The 21,214-nt window shown below is 69.5% G+C and carries 17 protein-coding genes and 1 pseudogene; 7 read left to right on the top strand and 11 right to left on the bottom strand.

Annotated elements, in window-relative coordinates; all coding sequences use genetic code 11:
- Nucleotides 1-61 precede the first annotated feature (61 nt).
- Nucleotides 62-388, top strand: coding sequence for a hypothetical protein (locus M0G41_RS07805; protein ID WP_248207315.1), 327 nt, complete (start codon nucleotides 62-64; stop codon nucleotides 386-388).
- Nucleotides 389-401: 13 nt separating this feature from the next.
- Complete coding sequence (locus M0G41_RS07800) at nucleotides 402-659, top strand: GlsB/YeaQ/YmgE family stress response membrane protein (RefSeq protein WP_248207396.1); 258 nt, start codon at nucleotides 402-404, stop codon at nucleotides 657-659.
- A 12-nt stretch (nucleotides 660-671) separates the two neighbouring features.
- On the opposite strand, the gene M0G41_RS07795 is transcribed toward M0G41_RS07800, so the two are convergent.
- Nucleotides 672-2,387 (bottom strand): sodium:solute symporter family protein, encoded by a 1,716-nt coding sequence (locus M0G41_RS07795; protein WP_248207313.1) that lies wholly within the window; start codon nucleotides 2,385-2,387, stop codon nucleotides 672-674.
- Between the two features lie 6 nt (nucleotides 2,388-2,393).
- On the bottom strand, nucleotides 2,394-2,651 hold the full coding sequence (locus tag M0G41_RS07790; RefSeq protein ID WP_248207312.1) for a DUF4212 domain-containing protein: 258 nt from the start codon (nucleotides 2,649-2,651) through the stop codon (nucleotides 2,394-2,396).
- Nucleotides 2,652-2,797: 146 nt separating this feature from the next.
- On the opposite strand from M0G41_RS07790, the pseudogene acs reads away from it, so the two are divergent.
- Nucleotides 2,798-4,729 (top strand): annotated as a pseudogene (gene acs / locus M0G41_RS07785) (acetate--CoA ligase); the annotation flags it as partial.
- A gap of 252 nt (nucleotides 4,730-4,981) precedes the next feature.
- Here acs and M0G41_RS07780 read toward each other — a convergent pair.
- From M0G41_RS07780 to M0G41_RS07760, 5 genes are all read right to left on the bottom strand, one after another.
- Nucleotides 4,982-7,837: a sensor histidine kinase gene (locus M0G41_RS07780; RefSeq protein ID WP_248207307.1), complete on the bottom strand. Its 2,856-nt coding sequence runs from the start codon at nucleotides 7,835-7,837 to the stop codon at nucleotides 4,982-4,984.
- Between the two features lie 221 nt (nucleotides 7,838-8,058).
- Nucleotides 8,059-9,036 carry a beta-ketoacyl-ACP synthase III gene (locus M0G41_RS07775; RefSeq protein ID WP_248207306.1) on the bottom strand — a complete coding sequence of 326 codons (978 nt, stop codon included), beginning with the start codon at nucleotides 9,034-9,036 and terminating at the stop codon, nucleotides 8,059-8,061.
- Nucleotides 9,037-9,181: 145 nt separating this feature from the next.
- On the bottom strand, nucleotides 9,182-9,376 hold the full coding sequence (rpmF, locus tag M0G41_RS07770) for a 50S ribosomal protein L32 (RefSeq protein ID WP_248207304.1): 195 nt from the start codon (nucleotides 9,374-9,376) through the stop codon (nucleotides 9,182-9,184).
- A 12-nt stretch (nucleotides 9,377-9,388) separates the two neighbouring features.
- On the bottom strand, nucleotides 9,389-9,898 hold the full coding sequence (locus M0G41_RS07765; RefSeq protein WP_248207300.1) for a YceD family protein: 510 nt from the start codon (nucleotides 9,896-9,898) through the stop codon (nucleotides 9,389-9,391).
- Between the two features lie 35 nt (nucleotides 9,899-9,933).
- Nucleotides 9,934-10,275, bottom strand: coding sequence for a TfoX/Sxy family protein (locus M0G41_RS07760; protein ID WP_248207296.1), 342 nt, complete (start codon nucleotides 10,273-10,275; stop codon nucleotides 9,934-9,936).
- A 554-nt stretch (nucleotides 10,276-10,829) separates the two neighbouring features.
- Between M0G41_RS07760 and M0G41_RS07755 the strand changes: the two genes are divergently transcribed.
- Together M0G41_RS07755 and M0G41_RS07750 are read left to right on the top strand one after the other, a co-directional pair.
- Complete coding sequence (locus M0G41_RS07755; RefSeq protein ID WP_248207293.1) at nucleotides 10,830-12,299, top strand: amidohydrolase family protein; 1,470 nt, start codon at nucleotides 10,830-10,832, stop codon at nucleotides 12,297-12,299.
- Between the two features lie 121 nt (nucleotides 12,300-12,420).
- Nucleotides 12,421-12,858 (top strand): universal stress protein, encoded by a 438-nt coding sequence (locus M0G41_RS07750; RefSeq protein WP_248207291.1) that lies wholly within the window; start codon nucleotides 12,421-12,423, stop codon nucleotides 12,856-12,858.
- A gap of 196 nt (nucleotides 12,859-13,054) precedes the next feature.
- Here M0G41_RS07750 and M0G41_RS07745 read toward each other — a convergent pair whose 3' ends face one another.
- The 4 genes from M0G41_RS07745 to M0G41_RS07730 are packed head-to-tail and all read right to left on the bottom strand — an operon-like array spanning nucleotide 13,055 to nucleotide 16,640.
- Nucleotides 13,055-14,056 (bottom strand): HEAT repeat domain-containing protein, encoded by a 1,002-nt coding sequence (locus M0G41_RS07745; RefSeq protein WP_248207288.1) that lies wholly within the window; start codon nucleotides 14,054-14,056, stop codon nucleotides 13,055-13,057.
- Nucleotides 14,053-15,246: a HEAT repeat domain-containing protein gene (locus tag M0G41_RS07740; RefSeq protein WP_248207286.1), complete on the bottom strand. Its 1,194-nt coding sequence runs from the start codon at nucleotides 15,244-15,246 to the stop codon at nucleotides 14,053-14,055. The genes M0G41_RS07745 and M0G41_RS07740 overlap by 4 nt, the downstream gene beginning before the upstream one ends.
- Nucleotides 15,247-15,261: 15 nt before the next feature.
- Nucleotides 15,262-16,062: a hypothetical protein gene (locus tag M0G41_RS07735; RefSeq protein WP_248207283.1), complete on the bottom strand. Its 801-nt coding sequence runs from the start codon at nucleotides 16,060-16,062 to the stop codon at nucleotides 15,262-15,264.
- Nucleotides 16,062-16,640 carry an RNA polymerase sigma factor gene (locus tag M0G41_RS07730; protein ID WP_248207281.1) on the bottom strand — a complete coding sequence of 193 codons (579 nt, stop codon included), beginning with the start codon at nucleotides 16,638-16,640 and terminating at the stop codon, nucleotides 16,062-16,064. The genes M0G41_RS07735 and M0G41_RS07730 overlap by 1 nt, the downstream gene beginning before the upstream one ends.
- Before the next feature lie 330 nt (nucleotides 16,641-16,970).
- Between M0G41_RS07730 and M0G41_RS07725 the strand changes: the two genes are divergently transcribed.
- Together M0G41_RS07725 and M0G41_RS07720 are read left to right on the top strand one after the other, a co-directional pair.
- A complete protein-coding gene (locus M0G41_RS07725) occupies nucleotides 16,971-19,505 on the top strand; it encodes a tetratricopeptide repeat protein (RefSeq protein ID WP_248207278.1) in 2,535 nt (844 codons plus the stop codon).
- Nucleotides 19,502-21,202 (top strand): tetratricopeptide repeat protein, encoded by a 1,701-nt coding sequence (locus tag M0G41_RS07720; protein WP_248207275.1) that lies wholly within the window; start codon nucleotides 19,502-19,504, stop codon nucleotides 21,200-21,202. The genes M0G41_RS07725 and M0G41_RS07720 overlap by 4 nt, the downstream gene beginning before the upstream one ends.
- Nucleotides 21,203-21,214 lie beyond the last annotated feature (12 nt).

Genomic DNA, 21,214 nt, shown 5'->3' with positions numbered 1-21,214 from the left:
GCCGGCCCGGCGCGGGTGGAGGGCATTACAATTCCCCCGACCGGACACCGCGGACCCCGACATGCCCTGGATCTTCTTCCTGCTCGCCCTTGGCTGCATCGCCCTGGCCATGCGCACCCAGTCGATGGGCTTTGCCCTGCTCCTGCTGCTGGCATCGCTGGGCCTGATGCTGGCCGGTGCGCTGGGCCTGCTTTCTGCGCGCATCCAGTCACGCTCGCAGGGCGGCGGCATGCAGCTCAATCCCGCCCTTGAGCGCGAGCGGCTGCGCCAGCAGCGCGAAGCATCGGGCAAGTCATCTTCCGCGGTGGTGACCGCCGAGAACCCCGCCGTGGGGTCGCGCCGGGAGGCCGAGCCGGACGCTGGCAGCGGCGACGGCGGCGGCGATTGAGGGGGCCGTGAACATGACCATTTCGCTCTGGGGGCTGCTGACCCTTCTCCTCGTCGGCCTGATCGCCGGATGGCTGGCCTCGAAGGTGGTGGGTCGCCGTGGCCAGGGCCTGCTTGGCAACCTTCTTGTGGGCGTGGTCGGCGCCTTCCTTGGCGGTTGGGTGCTCGGCCTGCTCGGCATCAGCATCATCGGCGGCCTGCTCGGGATGATCCTGCAGGCCTTCCTCGGTGCCGTCCTGCTCCTGGCCCTGCTGAATCTCGTGCGGCGCTGAGCCCCGGCCCGATCAATACCGGGCGTCTGCCGGAGCCGACGACGCGCCCCGCGGTATGCGGATCGATTCGACCATGGCCTGGACCTCGGCCGGAGGCGGTTTGCCCAGCCGCGAGACGCCGATGGCGAGAACGAAGTTGATCAGCATGCCCACCACCCCGATGCCCTCGGGTGAGATGCCCAGCAGCCAGTGCTCGGGCAGGTTGGCCTGCGGGGCGATGAACTTGAAGTAGACGATATAGGCGGTGGTGAATCCCAGCCCGGCGAGCATGCCGGTGACCGCACCCACTGCATTGGTCCGCTTGTCGAAGATCCCGAGCAGGAGGGCCGGGAAAAAGCTGGCCGCGGCCAGCCCGAAGGCGAAGGCCACGACCTGGGCGACGAAGCCCGGCGGATAGATGCCGAGCAGGCCGGCCACGCCCACCGCAAGCGCCGCGGCCCCGCGCGCCGCCCACAGCTCCTGGCGCTCGCTGATCCGCGGCATCAGCACCTTCTTCAGCAGGTCGTGCGAGATCGCCGAGGAGATCACCAGCAGCAGTCCGGCTGCGGTGGACAGCGCCGCGGCCAGGCCGCCCGCCGCGACCAGGGCGATGACCCAGGCCGGCAGTCGGGCGATCTCGGGATTGGCCAGGACCATGATGTCGCGGTCGATGGTCATCTCGTTGCGCTCGTCCCTGGCGTAGAACATGCGGCCGTCGGCGTTCTTGTCCTCCCAGATGATCAGGCCGGTCTTCTCCCAGTTCGGGATCCAGCTCGGCGCGTCCTCGTAGAGCGTGCCCTGGCCATCCGGTCCGTTGATCGTCTCGATCATGTTCAGCCGGGCGAACGAGGCCACCGCCGGCGCCGTGGTGTAGAGGATGGCGATGAACAGCAGGGCCCAGCCGGCCGAGCGCCGCGCATCGCGCACCCGCGGCACGGTGAAGAAGCGGACGATCACGTGCGGCAGGCCGGCGGTGCCGACCATCAGGGCCAGGGTGATGCAGAACACGTCGAGGGTGGCCTTGCTGCCGTCGGTGTAGGCGGCAAACCCAAGCTGCTGGTTGAGGCCGTCGAGCTTGTCCAGCAGGTAGCTGCCACTGCCGTCGGCCAGGGTCCCGCCGAAGCCGAGCTGGGGAATCGCCTGCCCGGTCAGCATCAGGCTGATGAAGATCGCCGGCACCATGTAGGCGAAGATCAGCACGCAGTACTGCGCGACCTGGGTGTAGGTGATGCCCTTCATGCCGCCGAGCACCGCGTAGAGGAAGACGATGCCCATGCCGACGGCGACGCCGGTGCTGATGTCGACCTCGAGGAAACGCGAGAAGACGATGCCGACACCGCGCATCTGCCCGGCGACGTAGGTGAAAGACACGAACAGGGCGCAGAGCACGGCGACAAGTCGCGCGGTATCGCTGGCGTAGCGGTCGCCGACGAAATCCGGCACGGTGAACTTGCCGAACTTGCGCAGGTAGGGGGCGAGCAGCAGGGCAAGCAGCACGTAGCCACCGGTCCAGCCCATCAGGTAGACCGCCCCGTCGTAGCCCATGAACGAGATCAGCCCGGCCATCGAGATGAACGAGGCCGCGCTCATCCAGTCAGCGGCCGTGGCCATGCCGTTGGCCACCGGATGCACGTGGCCGCCGGCGATGTAGAACTCGCGGGTGGAGCCCACGCGCGAGGCGAAGGCAATGCCGATATACAGCGCAAAGCTCAGCCCGACGATGAGGTAGGTCCAGGTCTGCACGCTCATCCGGCGCTACTCCTCGTCGACATCGTGCTGGCGGTCGAGGCGGTTCATCCGCCAGGCATAGAAGAAGATCAGCGCGACGAACACGTAGATCGCTCCCTGCTGGGCGAAGAAGAAGCCCAGCCGGAAGCCGAAGAAGCGGATCTCGTTGAGCGCGTCGGCGAACAGGATGCCGGCGCCGAACGACACCGCGAACCAGATGGCGAGGAGGACGGCCATCAGCCTGAGGTTGGCGCGCCAGTAGGCGGCGGGTCCTTCGGGGGGCATGCGCTGCTCCGTTCGCTCGCGGAAGCGCACAGGGTGCCCGAAACCCGGACGCTGCGCTTCTTGATCGAAGTCGGGTTGCCGCCGGGGCGGTTGGATAGACTGGAAGCTCAGGCCGCGTGGGCGGCGGGTCTTGAGGGAGGACAGGCATGTCGCAGGCAATCCATCCGGCACCCAAGGGCTTCGCAGGCCCGAACACGATCACCAAGTCCCGCTACGAGGACGACTATTCGGAGTCGGTCGAGCACCCCGAGGCGTTCTGGGCGCGCATGGCCCAGCGCATCGACTGGATGCGCTTCCCGACGAAGATCAAGGACGTCAGCTTCCGCGAGGAGGACTTCCGCATCCGCTGGTTCGAGGACGGCGAGCTGAACGTCTCGGTCAACTGCATCGACCGCCATCTCGAGAAACACGGCGACAAGACCGCCCTGCTGTTCGAGGCCGACGACCCCGACGCCCCGGACGAGTCCCGCCACGTCAGCTACCACGCCCTGCACGGCATGGTCTGTCGACTGGCCAACGCCCTGCGCGGCCTGGGCGTCGGCAAGGGCGACCGGGTCACCCTCTACCTGCCGATGATCCCCGAGGCGGCGGTGGCCATGCTGGCCTGTGCCCGCATCGGCGCCGTGCACTCGGTGGTCTTCGGCGGCTTCTCCCCCGACGCCCTGGCCGGGCGCATCGCCGACTGCGGATCGAAACTGGTGATCACCGCCGACGAGGCACTGCGCGGCGGCAGGAGGGTACCGCTCAAGGCCAATGTCGATGAGGCGCTGAAGCGGCCGGGCACGAACTGCGTCGAGACCGTGCTGGTGGTCAAGCGCACCGGTGCTCCTGTGCCGATGCAGATGCCACGCGACCGCTGGTACGAGACCGTGGTGGCTGGCCAGCCGGAGACCTGCGAGCCGGAGCGGATGAATGCCGAGGATCCGCTGTTCATCCTCTACACCTCGGGTTCCACCGGAAAGCCCAAGGGGGTGCTGCACACCACAGGTGGCTACATCACCTACGCCAGCCTGACCCACGAGTGCGTCTTCGACCTGCGTGAGGACGACGTCTACTGGTGCACCGCCGACGTCGGCTGGGTCACCGGGCACAGTTACGTGGTCTACGGCCCGCTGGCCAATGCCGCCACCACGCTGATGTTCGAGGGCGTGCCGAACTACCCGGACACGGGACGTTTCTGGCAGGTCTGCGACAAGCACAAGGTGACCATCTTCTACACCGCGCCGACCGCCATCCGCGCCCTCATGCGCGAGGGCGACGCCCCGGTCAGGAAGCACTCGCGGCACTCGCTGCGCCTGCTCGGCACGGTCGGCGAGCCGATCAATCCGGAGGCCTGGGAGTGGTACTACAAGGTGGTTGGCGACAGCCGCTGTCCGATCGTCGATACCTGGTGGCAGACCGAGACCGGCGGCATCCTGATCGCGCCCCTGCCACAGGCCACCCCGCAGAAGCCGGGTTCAGCCGGCGAGCCCTTCTATGGCGTGCGCCCGGCCCTGGTCGATGCCGAGGGCCGGCTTCTCGACGGCCCGGCCGACGGCAACCTGGTCCTGCTCGACTCCTGGCCGGGCCAGATGCGCACCGTGTTCGGCGACCACCAGCGCTTCATCGACACCTATTTCAAGACCTATCCGGGGATGTATTTCACCGGCGACGGCTGCCGTCGCGACGAGGACGGCTACTACTGGATCACCGGCCGCGTCGACGACGTGATCAATGTCAGCGGCCATCGCCTCGGCACCGCTGAAGTGGAGTCGGCCCTGGTCGCCCATCCCAAGGTCGCCGAGGCCGCGGTGGTCGGCTGCCCGCACGAGATCAAGGGCCAGGGCATCTATGCCTTCGTCACCCTCAATGCCGGCGAGCCCGCCACCGACGACCTGCGCGCAGAGCTGGTCGGCTGGGTGCGCAAGGAGATCGGCCCGATCGCCAGCCCCGACCACCTGCAGTGGGCGCCGGGCCTGCCCAAGACCCGCAGCGGCAAGATCATGCGCCGCATCCTGCGCAAGATCGCCGAGGACGCCCCCGACCAGCTCGGCGACACCTCGACCCTGGCCGACCCGGGGGTGGTGGAGTCACTGGTCAGGGAGCGGCTGAATCGGACGAGGGCAGGCTGAGCTCCCAGCGCGGTGCCAGACGGATAGCCATCGGGTGCGGCGTGACCGCGCCGCGCCCTTACACGGTGCGCCTCGGGCGCACCGATGCGGGTGCGGGGAGGGTACGTCCGGTGCGGCCAGGCCGGACCCTATGAATGTTCGGCTTGCGCTCGACGCGCGTTGACCGGTTTGCGAGGCTCCGGCTGGCGCCTCGTTCGCATGCCCCGTCGGGCGTCGTCGTCAGGCTGCGCCGGCCAGCGGGAACTCGGCCCAGAAGGTGGTGCCTTGGCCGGCCTCCGACTCGAAGCCGATCCGGCCACCCATCCGTGCCATCAGCTCGCGGCTGATCGCGAGCCCGAGCCCGGTCCCGCCCTTGCCGCTGGCCGCCGGGCCGCTGGCCTGGGCGAAGCTCTCGAAGATCTGGCTGCGGAACTCCTCGGGAATGCCCGGTCCCTGGTCGATGACCTCGAGGCGCAGCGCCTGTCCGGCAGGCCGCACCCGGACCACCACCTCGCTGTCATCCGGCGAGAACTTGATCGCATTGCCGACCAGATTGGTCACCACCTGCTGGGTGCGGAAGCTGTCGATCAGGGCCGGGGGCAGGTCATCCGGCCAGTCGCGGCGCAGGCGGATGCGCTTCTGCTCGGCGAGCGCCACCAACGCATCCATGGCCTCGGTTACAACGCGCGTGAGGCTGCTGGCTTCGATGTCCAGCTGCATCTTGCCGGCGACCAGCTTGTCGAGGTCGAGCAGGTCGCTGACCAGCTTGATCAGCCGCGTTGCATTGCGGTGCCCGACCTCCAGAAGTTGCCGGGCTGTGGGCGAGTCCGCGCTGACCGCGCCGCTGCTGAGCACGGACAAGGAGCCGCTGATCGAGGTCAGTGGCGTGCGGAGTTCGTGGCTGACGGTGGAGACGAACTCCTGCTTCATGCGCTCCAGGCGCTTGATCTCGTCGATGTCCTGGAACAGGCCGTAGGCACGGATGCAGCGGCCGCTGTCGAACTCCGCGAGGCCGATCGAGCGCACCCAGCGCACATTGCCGCGCGCGGTGCGCAAGGTCAGTTCGATGTCGAAGGGCGTGCCGTCCGCCACCAGGCGCGAGAAGCTTTCGCTGACCAGCTCACGGCTCCAGTCATCGGTGTAGAACTCGATCGCCCGGTCGACCTCGCACTCGAAGTCCTCGGGGACCTCGTGGATGCGCTTGGTCATGGCGCTCCAGTTGGCGATATTGCGTTCGAGGTCCACTTCCCAGGTGCCGATGCGGGCGGCCTCGCTGCTGCGCTCGAGCAGGTCGTAGGCCTGTCGCAGCCGCTGCTCCGCGGTTCGACTCTCGGTGATGTCGGTGATGGTGCCGATGAAGCCCTCCGACGGTCCGCCGGAGCCCAGCGGCATGGCCCGGCCGTTCAACCAGCGGACTTCGCCGAAGGGGGTAATGAAGCGATAGTCCATGGCGAAGGGGGTGCCTGCCCGCGCGCTGCGCGCCCATTCTGCGAACACCGCCTCGCGGTCATCCGGGTGCAGGGCCCGGGCCCAGCCATCGCCCATCGCCTGTTCGGCGCTGAGCCCGGCCAACTCGCTCCAGCGCCGGTTCACGTAGACGCAACGGCCCTCGGCATCGGTCTCGAAGATTCCGACGGGCGCGCTGTCCGACAGCCCGCGGAAGCGGGCCTCGCTGCGGCTGAGCGCGAGGGCCTGGAGCTTGCGGTCGGTGATGTCGGTTTCGATGGCGATGAAGCCCTCGAGGCTGCCGTTTTCCGCCAGCAAGGGACTGCAGTTGATGTGCAGCCAGAATGGCTTCCCTTGCCGCGTGTAGTTGATGATCTCCTCGTCGAAGCCCTCGCCGCGGGCAAGCGCCGCTGACATCCTGGCCACCGTGGCGCGGTCGCTCTCCGGCCCTTGCAGCACCTTGCCTGGCGACTGTCCGCGAATCTCGTCGAGGGCGTACCCGCTGATGCGCTCGAAGGCGCGATTCACCCAGTCGGTTTGACCCAGGCGGTCGGTGATCACGACCCCGTTTGTGGTTTCGGAGGCGACCCGCGACAGTCGCTTGAGGGTGCGCTGAACCTGCCCGCTGCTCTCGCGTTCGCGCCGCGCCAGCAGCAGCTGTGCCAGCACCGGCAGCAGCGGAGCCAGCAAGCTGGCCGGATCGACCCGCATCGGGCTGCGCCGGTCGACCAGCAGCAGCGCGCCGGCCGGACGACCCAGCGTGCGCAGGGGCAGCAGGACTGCGCTGCACTCGGCCAGCTGCATCAAAGGCGGTGCGCTGGGGACGGAGAGCCTTGACTCGCTCAGCGCCGGTCCCAGCTTGGCAAGCAGCATGTTCAGTTCGGCGACCGGCCAGGCCACCCCATTGGCGAGCGTCGCAAGACGCCCTGGCTCGGTCCAGCCGATGCCGCGGCAAGCGCGCGGTGATAGTCGATGCTGGCTTACGAGGTCCGGCTGCCAGAGCAGCACCGCGCCGGCCTGGCAGCCGGTGAGCGCCAGTGCGCCGGACAGCAGTTCGTCGAAGGCCAGATCCTCGTCCGGGGCATCGATGAAGGTGGACTGCGCGGACAGCGACACCCGTGAGAGCTGCTCGATCCGCTCGAGGTCGAAGGTCTGCAGCCGCGCCGCGAGCACGCCCTCGAAGGCGCTGGCCAGCTGGCCGAGCAGCTCGATCTCGCGCGGTGTGAAGCGCCGCGGCCGCGGGTCCATGATCGCCATCGTTCCAACCGCATGGCGCCCGGACGGGACCTGCACCCAGACCGACTGCCCGAGGTAACCGCGAATGTGAGGGGGGCCCTGAACCAATGGGTTGTCGGCGAACCGCGGATCGCTGCGTGCGTCCTCGATGACCAGCGGCCGCTCCTGGAGCAGTGCGTGCCCGCACAGCGAGATGTCCCGGGGGATGCTCCGGGTGCCCAGCCCGCGCTCGGCGCAGGCCCACTGGCGGCCGATGTCGATCAGGGAGGCGGCGGCGATCGGCGTTCCGAAGAGTTCGACCGCGAGGTCGACCAGGCGGGCGATGCCCGGATCTTCCGGCTGATCGACCAGCCTCAGCTGGCGCAGGGCGGTGAGCCTGCGGCCCTCGTCTACCGGAATCGAGGCTCTCAGCATGGGCTCATCCGCAGGTCCTTGGGCGCGCCCAGCGCCGGCGCGGATCCAGCCAGGACCACGAGGCCAGCAGCCACGGGCGGCGGTCGGTGCAGGGCGCGGGCGAGATTAGCATTAGCCCGGGCAGCATAGCAGCGCTGTTCCGTCGTGGAGGTCAAGTGCGCACCCACGCTACGCCGAAGCGCCGGCGCGGTGCAGCCTCAAGGTTCCGCCTCCGGCGAACCTCAGTAGCGGACCAGTGCGGATCCCCAGGTGAAGCCGCCGCCGAAGGCCTCGAGCAGGAGCAGCTCGCCGCGCTTGACCTTGCCCGAGCGGATCGCCTCATCGAGCGCCAGAGGCACCGACGCGGCCGAGGTGTTGCCGTGGCGGTCGACCGTCACCACCACGCGCTCCATCGACATGCCGAGGCGCTTGGCGGTGGCCGAGATGATGCGCAGGTTGGCCTGGTGCGGGATCAGCCAGTCGATGGCCGACTTCTCAAGCTGGTTGGCGGCGAGGGTTTCCTCGACCACGGCGTCCAGCGTCTTCACCGCGACCTTGAACACCTCGTTGCCGGCCATCAGCACGCGCACGCCGTGGTTCTTCTCGTCCTTGAAACCCGCCGAGACGCCGACCGGGTTGTAGAGCAGCTCCTTGAAGCCGCCGTCGGCATGCAGATGCGTGGAGAGGATGCCGGGCTCGCTGTCGGCGCGCAGCACGGCAGCGCCGGCGCCGTCGCCGAACAGCACGCAGGTGGCGCGGTCGTCCCAGTCGAGCATGCGGGTCAGCGTTTCGGCACCGACCACCAGCGCGGTCTTCACCGTCCCCGCGCGAATGAACTGGTTGGCGACGCTGAGCGCGTAGATGAAGCCCGAGCAGGCGGCATTGACGTCGAACGCCGCGCAGCCGTTCGCGCCCAGCCGGTGCTGCAGCAGGCAGGCGGTGGACGGAAAGATGATGTCCGGCGTGGTCGTGCCAAGGACGATCAGGTCGATCTCGGACGCCTTGACGCCGGCGGCGTCCAGCGCGCGCAGGGCTGCCTCATAGGCGAGGTCGCCGGTGGTCTGGCCTTCGGCTGCCACGTGGCGCTGGCCGATCCCGGTCCGCTCGCGGATCCACTCGTCGCTGGTGTCGACGCGGGTCGCCAGCTCGGCATTGGTCAGCACCCGCTCGGGCAGGTAGCTGCCGGTGCCGAGGATGCGCGCGTAGGGAAGGGTGGCCATCGTGCCGGAAACCTCGAGATCGCAAGCCGCAGCGCCTGAGACTACCCGCGCCGCGAAGGAAGGCAAAGCCGGAAATGACGACGGCGGGTGGTCACCCGCCGTCGCGATCACGCGTGGAGTGCGCCGCGGAGCGGCGCGCGAGGACTTACTCCTCGTCGACCACCGCGCCCTTGACCTCGATGACCTTCTTGCCGCGGTAGTAGCCGTCGGCGGTCACGTGGTGGCGCAGGTGGGTCTCACCGGTGGTCGGATCGGTCGCCAGCTGCTTGGCGGTGAGGGCATCGTGCGAACGGCGCATGCCGCGCTTCGAGGGGGTCTTGCGGCTTTTCTGAACGGCCATGGTCGTCTCCAGCTAACTCGTTTGTTTCTTCAGGGCGGCCAAGGCCGCAAAAGGGTTCACACGGGGTTCGTCGTCATCCGGCGCCTGCGGCTCCGGATCCGACTCCGCCTGCGGGCCAAGCGGCACCACCGGCAGGGCGAGGATCAACTCGTCCTCAATCAAGGCCAGCGGCGAGAGCTCGCCGTCGGCACCGATCAGCACCGGCTCCACCTCCGGTGGTAGCGCGGATTCTTCCGCCTCGCTGCGCACCAGCCCGAGCCGCTGACGGATCGAGACCGGCATCAGGAAGCGCTGCAGGCTGCGTTGGCAGACCAGCGGCAGCTCGGCATCGGCCTCGACCTCGACGGTCGCCAGACCGAAGTTGTCGCGGTCGAACTCGAGCCGGAAGCGACACTCCCCGACGCTGTCGGCCAGGCTGTCCTGCAGCCGACCGAAGCGCGACAGCGCCACACTGCCCTCGAAGATGCGTCGCGCGGACACCGCGCGCCAGGCATCAAGGGAGTCTGGCAGATCGACGGACATAAGAGCGGCAGTGTAGACGGGGTGCAGGTTTCCGGTCAAGAACCGCGAACCCGGCGCTTGCGCGACTGCGGCTGCCGTTCAGCGGCCTGCCAGGCAAGCCGCGCCCAGGGACGCATCGCCTCGGGGTCGTCCATGGCCTCGTCCGGGGCCCGCCAGTAACCCATTTCGGCCCGTCCCCTGGCCGACTCGTACACGAAGGGCGCGCTCCCGGCGGCGGCAAAGGCCTCGCGGGTCTGCGCGTCGACCTTCAGGTACAGCACCTCGTCCGCGACCAGGGCGAACATGCGGCCGTCATGGAACAGGCCCCAGCCCCCGAACATCTTCCGGGCGCTGACCGGCCCGATGGTTTCCAGCAGTTCGCGGTACCAGTCGATCATCATCGGATCCGGTTGGGTCCGTGCGCTGCCCCGATCATGCCAGCGGGCAGGCCGGTCTGCAGCCGGTCGTCGCCGCGCTGCGACGAAAATGCGATCACAGACGTCCGAGCGGTAGGCGTTCCAACCCGAGGGCGGGGTTGGGCGCAAAGCAGACATTCATAGGGTGCGGCTGGCCGCACCGGGCGTACCGTCCGAACGCCCGTATCGGTGCGTCCAAGACGCACCCTATGGGGCTTCGCTGACGCCCAACGAAGCCCGACTGTAGGAGCGCACATGGGCGCGACCGCGGCGTGACGTGTTCTCCACAGACCGCGGCCAGAGCGAACCTCCGCGGTCGCGGCCATGTCCGCTCCTACGAAGAGCCCGCCCGATCGGGGCCGGTGGCGAACGTCCGGTTTGCGCCCGAATCGGCCGCCTTTCATGTTTGCGCGATCGCCCCACGCCGATGCCTGCGGCAGATCGCAGCAGGCGCTCGCCCTGTCCCGACGGCCTTGGCCCCGTGCCGCGAGACAGGCGTACTCTCGCGGGGTCAGATCCGTCGAAGGAGTCCAGCCATGTCCCGCCACGACGACCACGACCTGCGCCTTCCGGTGAAGCTGGACAGCACCAGCAACGGTGAGTTCGTCCCGGTGCCGCTGGAGGCCCAGCACCACGCGGCCAACCGCGGCGCGCGCCAGGCGGCGATCGAGGCCGCGCGGCGCACCGGGCAGTCGCGACGCCACTTCCTGATGTCCGCCTGCGGCGCGGCCAGCAGCCTGCTGGCGATGAACCAGGCCTTCGCCGCTGCGGGAAAGACCGGTGGCTTCTACGCCATCGCCCCGGAGGCACGCTTCGAGTCCGCCGCCGCCGAGGCCGCGGTAGCCGGCCGGGAGTTCATCTTCGACGTGCAGGGCCATTTCGTGAACCCGACCGGGGCCTGGACCCGCGCCTTGCCCGAGAACGCCCGTCCGCTGTCCTTCCCGAATACCGAAGGCTGCGCCGCCGCAGCGCTGCCCGGTCCGCGCGACCACCTGCAGTGCCTCGGGCCGGATGCCTTCATCAAGGACATCTTCCTCGACTCGGATACCGACCTTACCGTGCTGAGCTTCGTGCCCAGCACCCGCGCCGGCGAGCCGCTGACCATCGAGGAGGCCGCCGCCACTGCCGCCGTGGTCGAAAAGATGCAGGGCACGCACCGGCTGTATCTCCACGGCCGGGTCAACCCGAACCAGGCCGGCGACGTCGAGGACATGGAGCGCCTCGCCACTCAGTTCCGGGTCGCCGCGTGGAAGACCTATACCCAGTGGGGGCCGGATGGAAAGGGCTTCTTCATGGATGACGAGCCGGGCCAGCGGATGATTGCCGAAGCGCGCCGGCTGAAGGTGCCGAACATCTGCATCCACAAGGGCCTGCCCTTTGGCCCCAACTCCTACGAGCACTCGACCTGTGCCGAGATGGGGCGGGTGGCCAGGGCCAACCCCGACATCAATTTCCTCATCTACCACTCGGGCTTCGTCACCGGCACGCCGGAAGGGCCCTACGATCCCAAGCGCAGCGACGGCATCGACGCGCTCATCACCGCGGTCAAGGGCGCGGGCCTCGGCCACGGCAGCAATGTCTATGCCGAACTGGGTTCCACCTGGCGCTTCCTGATGCGCGATCCGGACTCGGCCGCGCACGCGCTGGGCAAGCTGCTGGTGCACCTTGGTCCCGAGAACATACTTTGGGGCACCGACTCGATCTGGTATGGCAGCCCGCAGGACCAGATCCAGGCCTTTCGCGCCTTCCAGATCTCGGCCGAGTTCCGCGAGAAATTCGGCTACCCCGAGATCACTCCGCAGATCCGCGCCAGGATCTTCGGCCTCAACGCGCTGAAGCTGTATCCGGTGCCGGACGAGGTGCTCTCGAAGCATCTGTCGGGCGATGCCGTGGCCATGCTGCGCGAGGACTACCGCAACGCGCCCAGCCCGCATTTCCGAACCTACGGTCCGAAGACGCGCCGCGAGTTCCTGAACCTCATGCGCTGGAGTGGCGGCGCCGCTTGAGCGCGGTCAAGCCGCCGGGCGGTCGCGCCGGTTAGGCTTTAGGGGTCGGCCGGCGCCAACACCTCGTTCGGACGCCGGCGTGATGCCCCGGGCATCGCCCGCCACGCCTACGGAGTCCGCCATGAAGATCGTCGTCGCCATCGACGGAAGCAATACCTCGCTACATGCGCTTGATGCCCTCATCGCCATGGCCGAGGGCTGGGGCGGCAACCACGAGCTGGCCCTGGTCAACGTGCAGCAGCCCATCGTCCACGCCGATGCGTTCGGCATCACCGCCGGCATGGACGGCCCGCTGCTGATGCAGCTCGGTGATCGCGATCTCGAGGAAGCGCTCAAGCGCGCCGAGGCCTCGGGCTTTGCCACCACGAAGCGGGTCGAGGTCGGCCCCGCCGCGCACTGCATCGGCGACTACGCCACCGAGGTGAACGCCGACATGGTGGTGCTCGGCACCAAGGGCCGCTCGAACCTTGCCAACGTGCTGGTCGGCTCGGTGGCCCACCGCATTCCGCAGCACTGCCACTGCCCGGTTCTGTTGATACCGCCGGCCAAGGAAGGCTGAGCCGGCGGCGAAGAGCGCAGTCTCGCGTCGGGCCGCGGTCGATCACGGATCCGGGTCCCCGGCGGTTCCAGTCACGATCGACCGTTCGCCCTCAGGGTTCGAAGGTCGAACGCGACGGCGAGAATGGCGCGCGACCGGTCGGACCCGGAACCCGGGGGCCCGCATCACGCAGCCCCCCGGCGCCAAACCGGATTGCTCAGTCGGACCCGGCCAGCACGCGGTCCAGATAGCCCAGCGCGGTCTTCGAGCCGGACTGGCCGAGCCAGAACAGGGCGCGCTTCCGCGCCTGACGCGGGTAGGGACCTTCGACCAGCTCGATCAGGGCCTCGTCGGCACCTTCTCCCAACTGGCTGAGGGCGAAGACAGCCTGTTCGATCAGCGCGTCCTCGCCACCGCGGAGTGCGGCAAGGATGGCACCGCGGGCGCCGGGGTCCCCGCTCTGGGCCAGCCAGAACAGGGCCTGGCCGCGGTCCTCGCCGTCCACCGAGCGATCACCGGCATAGTCACGCAGCGCGGCGCGGGCGGCGTCCACCTCGGCCTGCGAAAGCGAGAACAGGGCGTGGTGGCGGATCTCGCGGCTGGGGTCGCTGCGGGCCGAACGGAGCAGGGCGTCGAGCCCCGCTGCCGGATGCAGCTGGCCCAGCCAGAACAGGGCGTCGCGCCGGATCGCCTTGGCCTCCCCCGGCGCGGTGCGCGCCACCAGGCGACGGGCCGCCGAGGGCTCGGCATGGTGGGCGATGGCCATCAGCAGCGGCTGGCGGCCAAGGCCGTCCGTCCCGGGTTCGAGCTGCGCATCCAGGAAGGCGATGCTGCGCGCCGGGTCCATGGCGCCGAGCGCCTGCAGCGGTCCATCGAGACTGACCGGGCAGCTGCCGCCCAGCGCATGCAGGGCAGTGGACCGGCCGGCCTTGCGCTTGAGGTAGATGACCAGCTCGCCGTCGGCGCCGTGGGCGGCCTCCAGCGCCGGCTCGGTGGGCTGGGGGTCGTCCTTGCCCAGCCGGCACCCACGGCGGGAGGGCTCGCCGCCTCGGACCTCATAACAGCAGGGTCCATCGCCTTTGGCGGCCGACGGGACCTGCCAGCTGACCCAGCCGTTGTCGGGCAGCGCATCCAGCGAGGCAGCGCTTGCGGGAAGGGCGAACAGGCCGGCCACCAGGCCGGGAAACAGGGCGGTCAGGACACGCAGATGGCGGCTCATTGTCCGGCTCCTTCCTCGATGGCCTGCTCGATGAGCTTCAGCGCCTCGTCGTCGCCCATCGCAGTCATCATCCGCAGGATCTCGCGCTTCTCGTCGTCATTGCGCGCGCTGCCGTAAAGCCCGCGCAGCGCCGCGCCTTCCCCGGCGACCATCAGGCCCTCCAGCGCCGCGCGGCGCAGGTTGGCGCTGGGAAGCGTCGGATAAAGCTGGGCCAGCTCAGCGCCACCGTTGGCGACGCCGAGCGAATGCAACGCCTCGATGCGAAGTGCGTCAGGTGCGTCGCTCCCTGCAAAGCGCACCAGCGCCGGTCTGTTCCTCGCTACGCCCAGCGACTGCAGCACGGCCTTCTGCATCTCGTCATCGCCGCGCGCGTCAAGCAGCTGCTCCAGAAGATGATCGGCCTCCAGCGCGCCGAGCAGGTGGATGGCGTGGCGCTGCAGGTCGGGATACGCGCCGTCGCGAGCCGCCTGCTCAAGTCCCGGCAGATGGTCGGCAATCATCCAGGCATCGAGCACTGCGCGCCGAATCATCTCGTCGCCTTCGGCATACACCGACTGCAGGGCATCCATGGCCGCCTTGCCCCCGCTGATGCCGAGCATCTTGATCGCCTCGTCGCGCAGCGGCGCCTCGCCGCGGCGCGCGGTCTCCAGCACGAGGGCCTGCGCCTCCGGCAGGTCGAGCTGGCTGAGCACGAACAGGGCGCGCTGCTTGGTGCGCGGCGGGTGCGCACCCTCCAGCACCTTCTTGAGCAGCGGCAGGGCCTTCTCGGGGGGCGCGGAAAGCAGGCCGTGGAGCGCCGCGTCCACCAGGCTTTCCTCGTCCCCGCCCCCCGCCCCGAGCCGGCCCGCCTCTTCCAGCCAGCGGCTGCCGGGGTAGCGGCTGCGCAGGCGGTCGACCACGGCCCGTGCCTCGGCGCCGCGGCGTGCCCTATCGAGCGCATAGGCCTGCCAGTACAGGGCGGCGTCGGCGGCCTGAGGCTCGCTCTGCTGGAGCTGCTCCTCGAGCTGCCTGAAGCGCGCCAGCGCCTCGTCCCAGCGGCCCTGCTTGAGCAATTCATGGCCCTGCCAGTAGAGCGCCTGCTCCGGCTTGCCGGAGGGGGCCATGGCCTGGTCGTTGGGGGCGGCCAGCGTCGGCTGCACCTGCAGCAGCAGGGCGAGGCTGATGGCGATCAGGGTCTTGCGCAGTCGCATGATGAATCTCCGTGTTCAGATGTCGATGCTGCCGCGGGCGGCAAGGCCTGCCTCCGCTGCGCGCACCTGGAAGATCAGGTCCTCGCGCTCGACGAACTCACCGAGGGCCTTGCGTGATTGGATGCCGGATCCGTCCGCCGGGTTAGCCAGCTCGATCAGCACCGGCTCGATCTCCTGCAGCACGGCGACCAGGCGACGGTCACCGTTGTGCCGGGCAGCGGCGAGGTACAGGCCGTGGTTGTCGAGCAGGGAGCGGGCGAGTGCGGCGTTGGCTTCCGCCAGGGTCGGGCTGTCGCCGTCGAAGCGGGCGCTGGCCAGCACCCGGCGCGTGGCGCCGAGGTGGCGGCCGAGGGTATCGGCGTAGACACGCCCGGCATCCACCACCATCGGTTCCACCGTCATCGGCTGGACGGGCGGCGCGGTCTGCCGCCCGGCGAAGAAGCCGACGCCAAGCAACAGCGAGGCGGCCAGCGCCCCGCCGGCTGCCAGGTGCCAGCGGCGTCGCGGGCGGCGGCCGTGCATGGCGCCGTGTCGTGCACCGACCGGGAAGTGACCCAAGGACGGAGCAGCAGGCGTCGCCGGCAGCTGCGCCATCACCCGGTCGGTGAACCCCGCGGCCGGGGCCGGCACCGGGTCCAGATCGGCGGCCGTCAGCGTGGCCTGCAGCAGGGTGTAGCGCCGCGACAGGTCAACGTCCTCGCCCAGGGCGCGCTCGATCTGCGCCAGGCGCGCTGCGTCGAGCCCGTCGCGATAGTGGAACAGCACCAGCTCATCGTCGCGGATGGGCGTCGCCTCGAAGGGGGTTTGCTCTTTCATCACTGCCTCCAGTCGGCGAGCGCGGCGCGCAGCTTGCGCACGGCGCGGAAGATCGCCTGCTTGCTCTGTCCGGTGTTCAGCGAAAGCGCCACGCCGATGTCCTCCAGCGAGGCACCCTCGACATGGCGCAGCACGAAGGCCGAGCGCTCCAGCGCGCTCATGCCGTCCAGCTCGCGGGCCACGCGGGTCTGCAGGGCGGCCGCTGCCAAGTGGTCACCCGGCGACAGCGCCGGGGCTACGTCGCCGTCGAGAAAGTCGGCGTCCTCGTCCTCGTTGGAGGTCTCGCGCACGACCCGACCATCACGATGCCGGGCGGTGCGCCGCAGCTGCTCCAGCGCCGCATTGGCGGCGATCCGATGCAGCCAGGTGCCAAAGGCGGCGCGTCCGTCGAATTCCCCAAGCGCGCGCCAGGCCTTCAGGAACGCCTCCTGCGCCGCATCCTCGGCCAGGGTCTCGTCGCGGGTGATCCGCCAGCACAGCGAATGCACCGCCCGGCCATGGCGGTCCACCAGCGCACGAAAGGCACCGGCATCGCCACGCCGCGCGGAGGCCACCAGGGGGTCGGTCTCGCAGTTCATGACCGCTTGGATGCGCGCATCGGGCATCCGGTTAGCATGCCGGAACGGCGCGGCGGGGCAGGCGCGAATGGGGCCGCGCCCCGGACCTTCGAAGGGCAGGAGTGATGGGGCCCGAAACGCAGGCAACAACCGCCGAAGGGCTTCGCGTTGGTGGGCCGGCCCGCGCGCCGCCCGGGGGTACGGACGCCCCCTGCGCCCGCTGCGACCCGCCATGCCGCGGGACGATGGCAGGCAGGATGGACGCAGCCATCGCCGGGACCGCCCCCGGCGGCCGCTCGTGGACGGGGGCACCAGCCCGTATGATTCTGAGGCGATGATCAGGAGCAGGACATGATCCCAGCCTCGGGGCTCTGGCGGCTCGGCTTGGCGTGCTGCCTTGCATGGGCGACGGCCGTCGGCGCGCAGGACACTGCTCCCGCCCCGCCCTCCGCGGCCGGCGAACGGGTCGACGTCGATGCGCTGGTGCGCGGCGCCTTTGTTGCCCTTCGGGAGGGTCGCGATGAGGAAGCGTCCCGGGCTTTCGGGCGCGTGCTCAAGCTGGCGCCCGACTACTCCGATGCCGCCTACGGATTGGCGCTGATCGCCGAGCGACGCGGTGAGGCCGAGGCCGCGAAGAAAGCCATCCGTCTCGCCATTCGGCTGGATGACCAGCGCCCTGAGTTCCACGTGGTCCTCGAGCGGCTCCTGCTGCAGGCCCCGGAGCTGCCGCCTCCTCAGCGCGCCGAGCACCTGGTGCTGGACTACCGGGTCAGCCGCGAGCGCGGATTCGAGGTCCGCGGAGCGCAGGGCTTCTCGCCCTTGTTCCTGAAGGGCATCAACCTCGGCGCCGCGCTGCCCGGCAAATTCCCGAGCCAGTTCCCGGAGAAGCCGGTCTACCAGGCCTGGATCCGCGACATGGCCGAGCTGGGCGTGAACTGCGTGCGCGTCTATACCATCCACCCGCCCGGGTTCTACGAGGCGCTCGCTGAACACAACGCTTCCGCGGAGAAGCCGATCTACCTGATCCATGGCGTATGGGTCGAGCCGCCACCCGGCGACGACTTCGGCGATCCGGCGTGGTTCGAACCATGGCGCACCGAAATGCACCGGGTCGTGGATCTCCTGCATGGTCGCGCCGCGCTGCCCGCGCGGCCGGGCCACGCTTCGGGGCTCTACAGGACCGACGTCAGCCGCTGGGTCATCGCCTACATCCTCGGGCGTGAGTGGGAGCCGTACAACGTCGTCGAGTTCAACGCGCTGCGCCCCGGGATGTCCGATTGGCAGGGGCGCTTCGTCGGCATCGACAATGGGCACGCCACCGAAGTGTTCATGGCCAGGGCTCTGGAGGCACTGCTTGCCTACGAGCATGACACCTACCACGCGCAGCGACCGGCGGCCTTCACCAACTGGCCGACGCTCGATCCCCTGCACCATCCGACCGAGGCGACCAAGGCCGAGGAGAACGCCCTCCGCCGCCGCCTCGGACTCCCGCTTGAGGAGGGGGCGGAGATCCGCGAGTACGACAACGACGCGGTGGGTCTCGACATGGAGAAGTACCGCGATGGCCCCGAGCTGGAGGCCGGGCTGTTCGCGAGTTACCACGCCTATCCCTACTACCCGGATTTCATCAATCTCGACTCCGGCTACAACCGGGGCCGGGACCACCTCGGCCGCAACAATTACATGGCCTACCTGCAGGACCTCGTGGGTCATCACCGCCGCCATGCCGTCGTCGTCAGCGAGTTCGGCGTGCCGAGCTCCAGGCTGGTCGCCCACTGGCAGCCCCAGGGCATGACCCACGGCGGGCAGAACGAGGTCGAGCAGGGCGAGCAGAACGCGCGCATGTTTCGCAATCTGCATGACGCCGGCACCGCCGGCGGAGTGCTGTTCGCCTGGATCGACGAGTGGTTCAAGAAGAACTGGCTGGTGATCGAGTTCGAGCAGCCGGGGGAGCGCAACCCGCTCTGGTACAACCCGATGGACGCGGAGCAGAACTACGGGCTGCTCGGCGCACACCCTGGAAAGGAGGGCCCCAACGTACTGATCGACGGAAAGCCGGACGATTGGCGCGGGGTGCCGGACTATCTGCGCCGGGGCGATACCTGGCTCAAACTGCGCGCCGACGAAGGCTGGCTGCATCTGGCCATCGGCTTTCCGGCCGATGTGTCTGCGTCCTCCATGCTGGTCGGCATCGACACGCATGACCTCGAGGCCGGCGACCACCTGCTGCCTTTGCCGGGTGGCTGGCGCAGCGAGGCGGGGCTCGAGTTCGTGGTTCGCTTCGAAGGTGAGGTGGCGCGGCTGGAAGTCGACAACGTCTACGACATCTTTACCCATCGCTACGCCCGGCCCTATCGGTCACGGCACAACGAGGATGGCCTGTTCGTCGAGCCGCGTACCGAGAGCAACCGGGCGCGCATCGGCCGCGACGGCACCCTCTTCCCCGAGCACCGGCAGCAGATCGGCACCCTGCGCCGCGGCACCGCCGACCGCGCCGACCCCGCCTTCGATTCGGCATCGGAATGGCAGCGCGGCCCGGGTTTCATCGAGGCGCGTATCCCCTGGGGCCTGCTGCACGTGACCGACCCGAGCTCGCTTCAGGTGCTGCGTGACGACGTCCCGCCGGGCGGGATCGGCACCGTAACCACGGAGGGCTTCCGGGTGCTGCTGGTGCAGCTCGATGCCCGCGGCGCGCCCGTTGGCAGCCTGCCCGGGGTCGTGGACGGAAGGGTGACCCTGCCTCCGCTGTTCCGCTGGCCGGGCTGGGAGCAGCCCGAGTTCCACGTCTACCGCAAGCCTTCGTTTTCCATCGTGCAGCGTGCGCTGGCGGCGCTACCCGACCAGCCGGCCATGGCGCCGCTCGCCCCTGAAGGAGGCGCCGAATGAGACGCGTTGCGTGGATGCTGCTGCTCGCCCTGGCCTGCTCTCCAGCCTCGGCGCAGCGCGGCCTCGGCGAGCTTCTGGGCGAGGCGCGCGCCGCGCGCGATGCCGGGCAGCTGGAACAGGCCATCGCTGCCTACGACGCCATGCTGGATCAGGTCGCCGACCACGAGACCGCCATGCTGGAGCGCGCCCAGACCCTGGCCTGGGACGGCCAGTACGCGGCGTCGATCGCCGCCTATCGCGCCTTCCGCGAACGCTACCCGGGCCGCGCCCGTGCCGCGGACCTGGGACTGGCGCAGGTGCAGGCCTGGTCCGAGGATATTCCCGGGGCCCTGCAGACGCTCCGCCCCTGGGTTGCCGGCCGCGACCGCGAGGCGGTGCGCCAGGATGCCACCTACCGCGCCTGGGCAGGGCATACCGGTGAGGCCGTTGCGCGGCTGGAGAGCTGGCTGGCGGATCACCCGGATGACCGCGAGGCCGCGCTGGACCGCGCACGCTTCCTCAGCTGGTCGGGGGATTTCGAAACCGCCGCCGCGTCGTACGACGCCCTGCTCAAGGCGGATCCGACGCTGGGAGAGGCCGCCCTCGGGCGCACCCGGCTTGCGCTGTGGTCGGGCAACCCGGCCCTCGCCCGCGAGCGCTTCGCAGCCTGCGATGCCGCCTGCCGCCAGACCGCGGAGGGACGGCTGATGGCGGCGCGACTCGACGCCGCCGAAGGCAGGCGTCGCGAAGCAGCAACGGCCTACCGACAACTTGCCCAGGGCGGCGCTGCCCAGCGCGACGCCCGCGAGCTTCTTTTCGACGATATCTCCGAGCGCGGGCGCTGGCTGGAGCTGCGCGGTGTCCGCACCCGCACCAACGAGGGCCTGGAACAGCACCGGCCGCACCTGCGCATGCGCCTGCCCTGGTTCGATGGTCACCTGCAGGTCGAGGCCGCACGGCGTGAAGTGGCGTTCGCGGGCGCGAACCGCGACGCCCTGCAGTGGGGCGTGCAGCTGCACCAGCCTGTCGGCGGGCGCGCCTGGTGGATGGTCGGCCTGGGCAGGGATCAGGACCTTGGCGGCAAGCCCGCAGGCACCTGGCAGCTGGGCGGCGGTCTGCGCCCCGGCGGCGGCCTGCGCCTGCAGCTCGATGCCTCGCGCCAGCTGCTCGATTTCACGCCGGCGGCGGTCGATCAGCGCGGCAGCCTGCAGGCACTCGAGGCCAACATCGGCTGGACACCGCTGGAATCACCCTACAACTTCGACCTCGGTCTTGCCCGTGCCTGGCTCAGCGCCGGTAGCCAGCGCAAGTCATTCGCCCTCGCGGCGACGCGCCGCATTCCCCTGTCCAGTGTCGATTGGCGGGTCAGCGCCGTCGGCCGGGGCTTTGGCTACTCGGAAACGCTGGATCTGGGATTCTTCAACCCGGAGCGCTACCGCCACCTCGGCCTCCGCTCGCGTTGGGTATGGCGCGAGGCAAGACGCTACGAACTCAGCTTCGGCCTTTCGGCGGGACGCCAGTGGGTCAACCAGGACGAGGGTCAGTTCACCTGGGGTCTCGACCTCGGTGCGGAGCGGGTGCTGGGGGACGGGCGCTGGGCGCTGTTCGCCCAGTACGCGCGCAGCCTCGCCGGGCTGCCCGTTGCCACGGCCGGGGATCCCTCCGACTACCGCGAGTACACCGTCCAGTTGGGACTGCGTTGGCGCGAGCGGCCCTGATCTGCTTCAGGC

Origin of the sequence: Pseudomarimonas salicorniae (assembly GCF_023156535.1) — a bacterium.
GTDB classification, from domain to species: domain Bacteria; phylum Pseudomonadota; class Gammaproteobacteria; order Xanthomonadales; family Xanthomonadaceae; genus Pseudomarimonas; species Pseudomarimonas salicorniae.
This window is presented reverse-complemented; position numbering and strand designations above follow the sequence as displayed.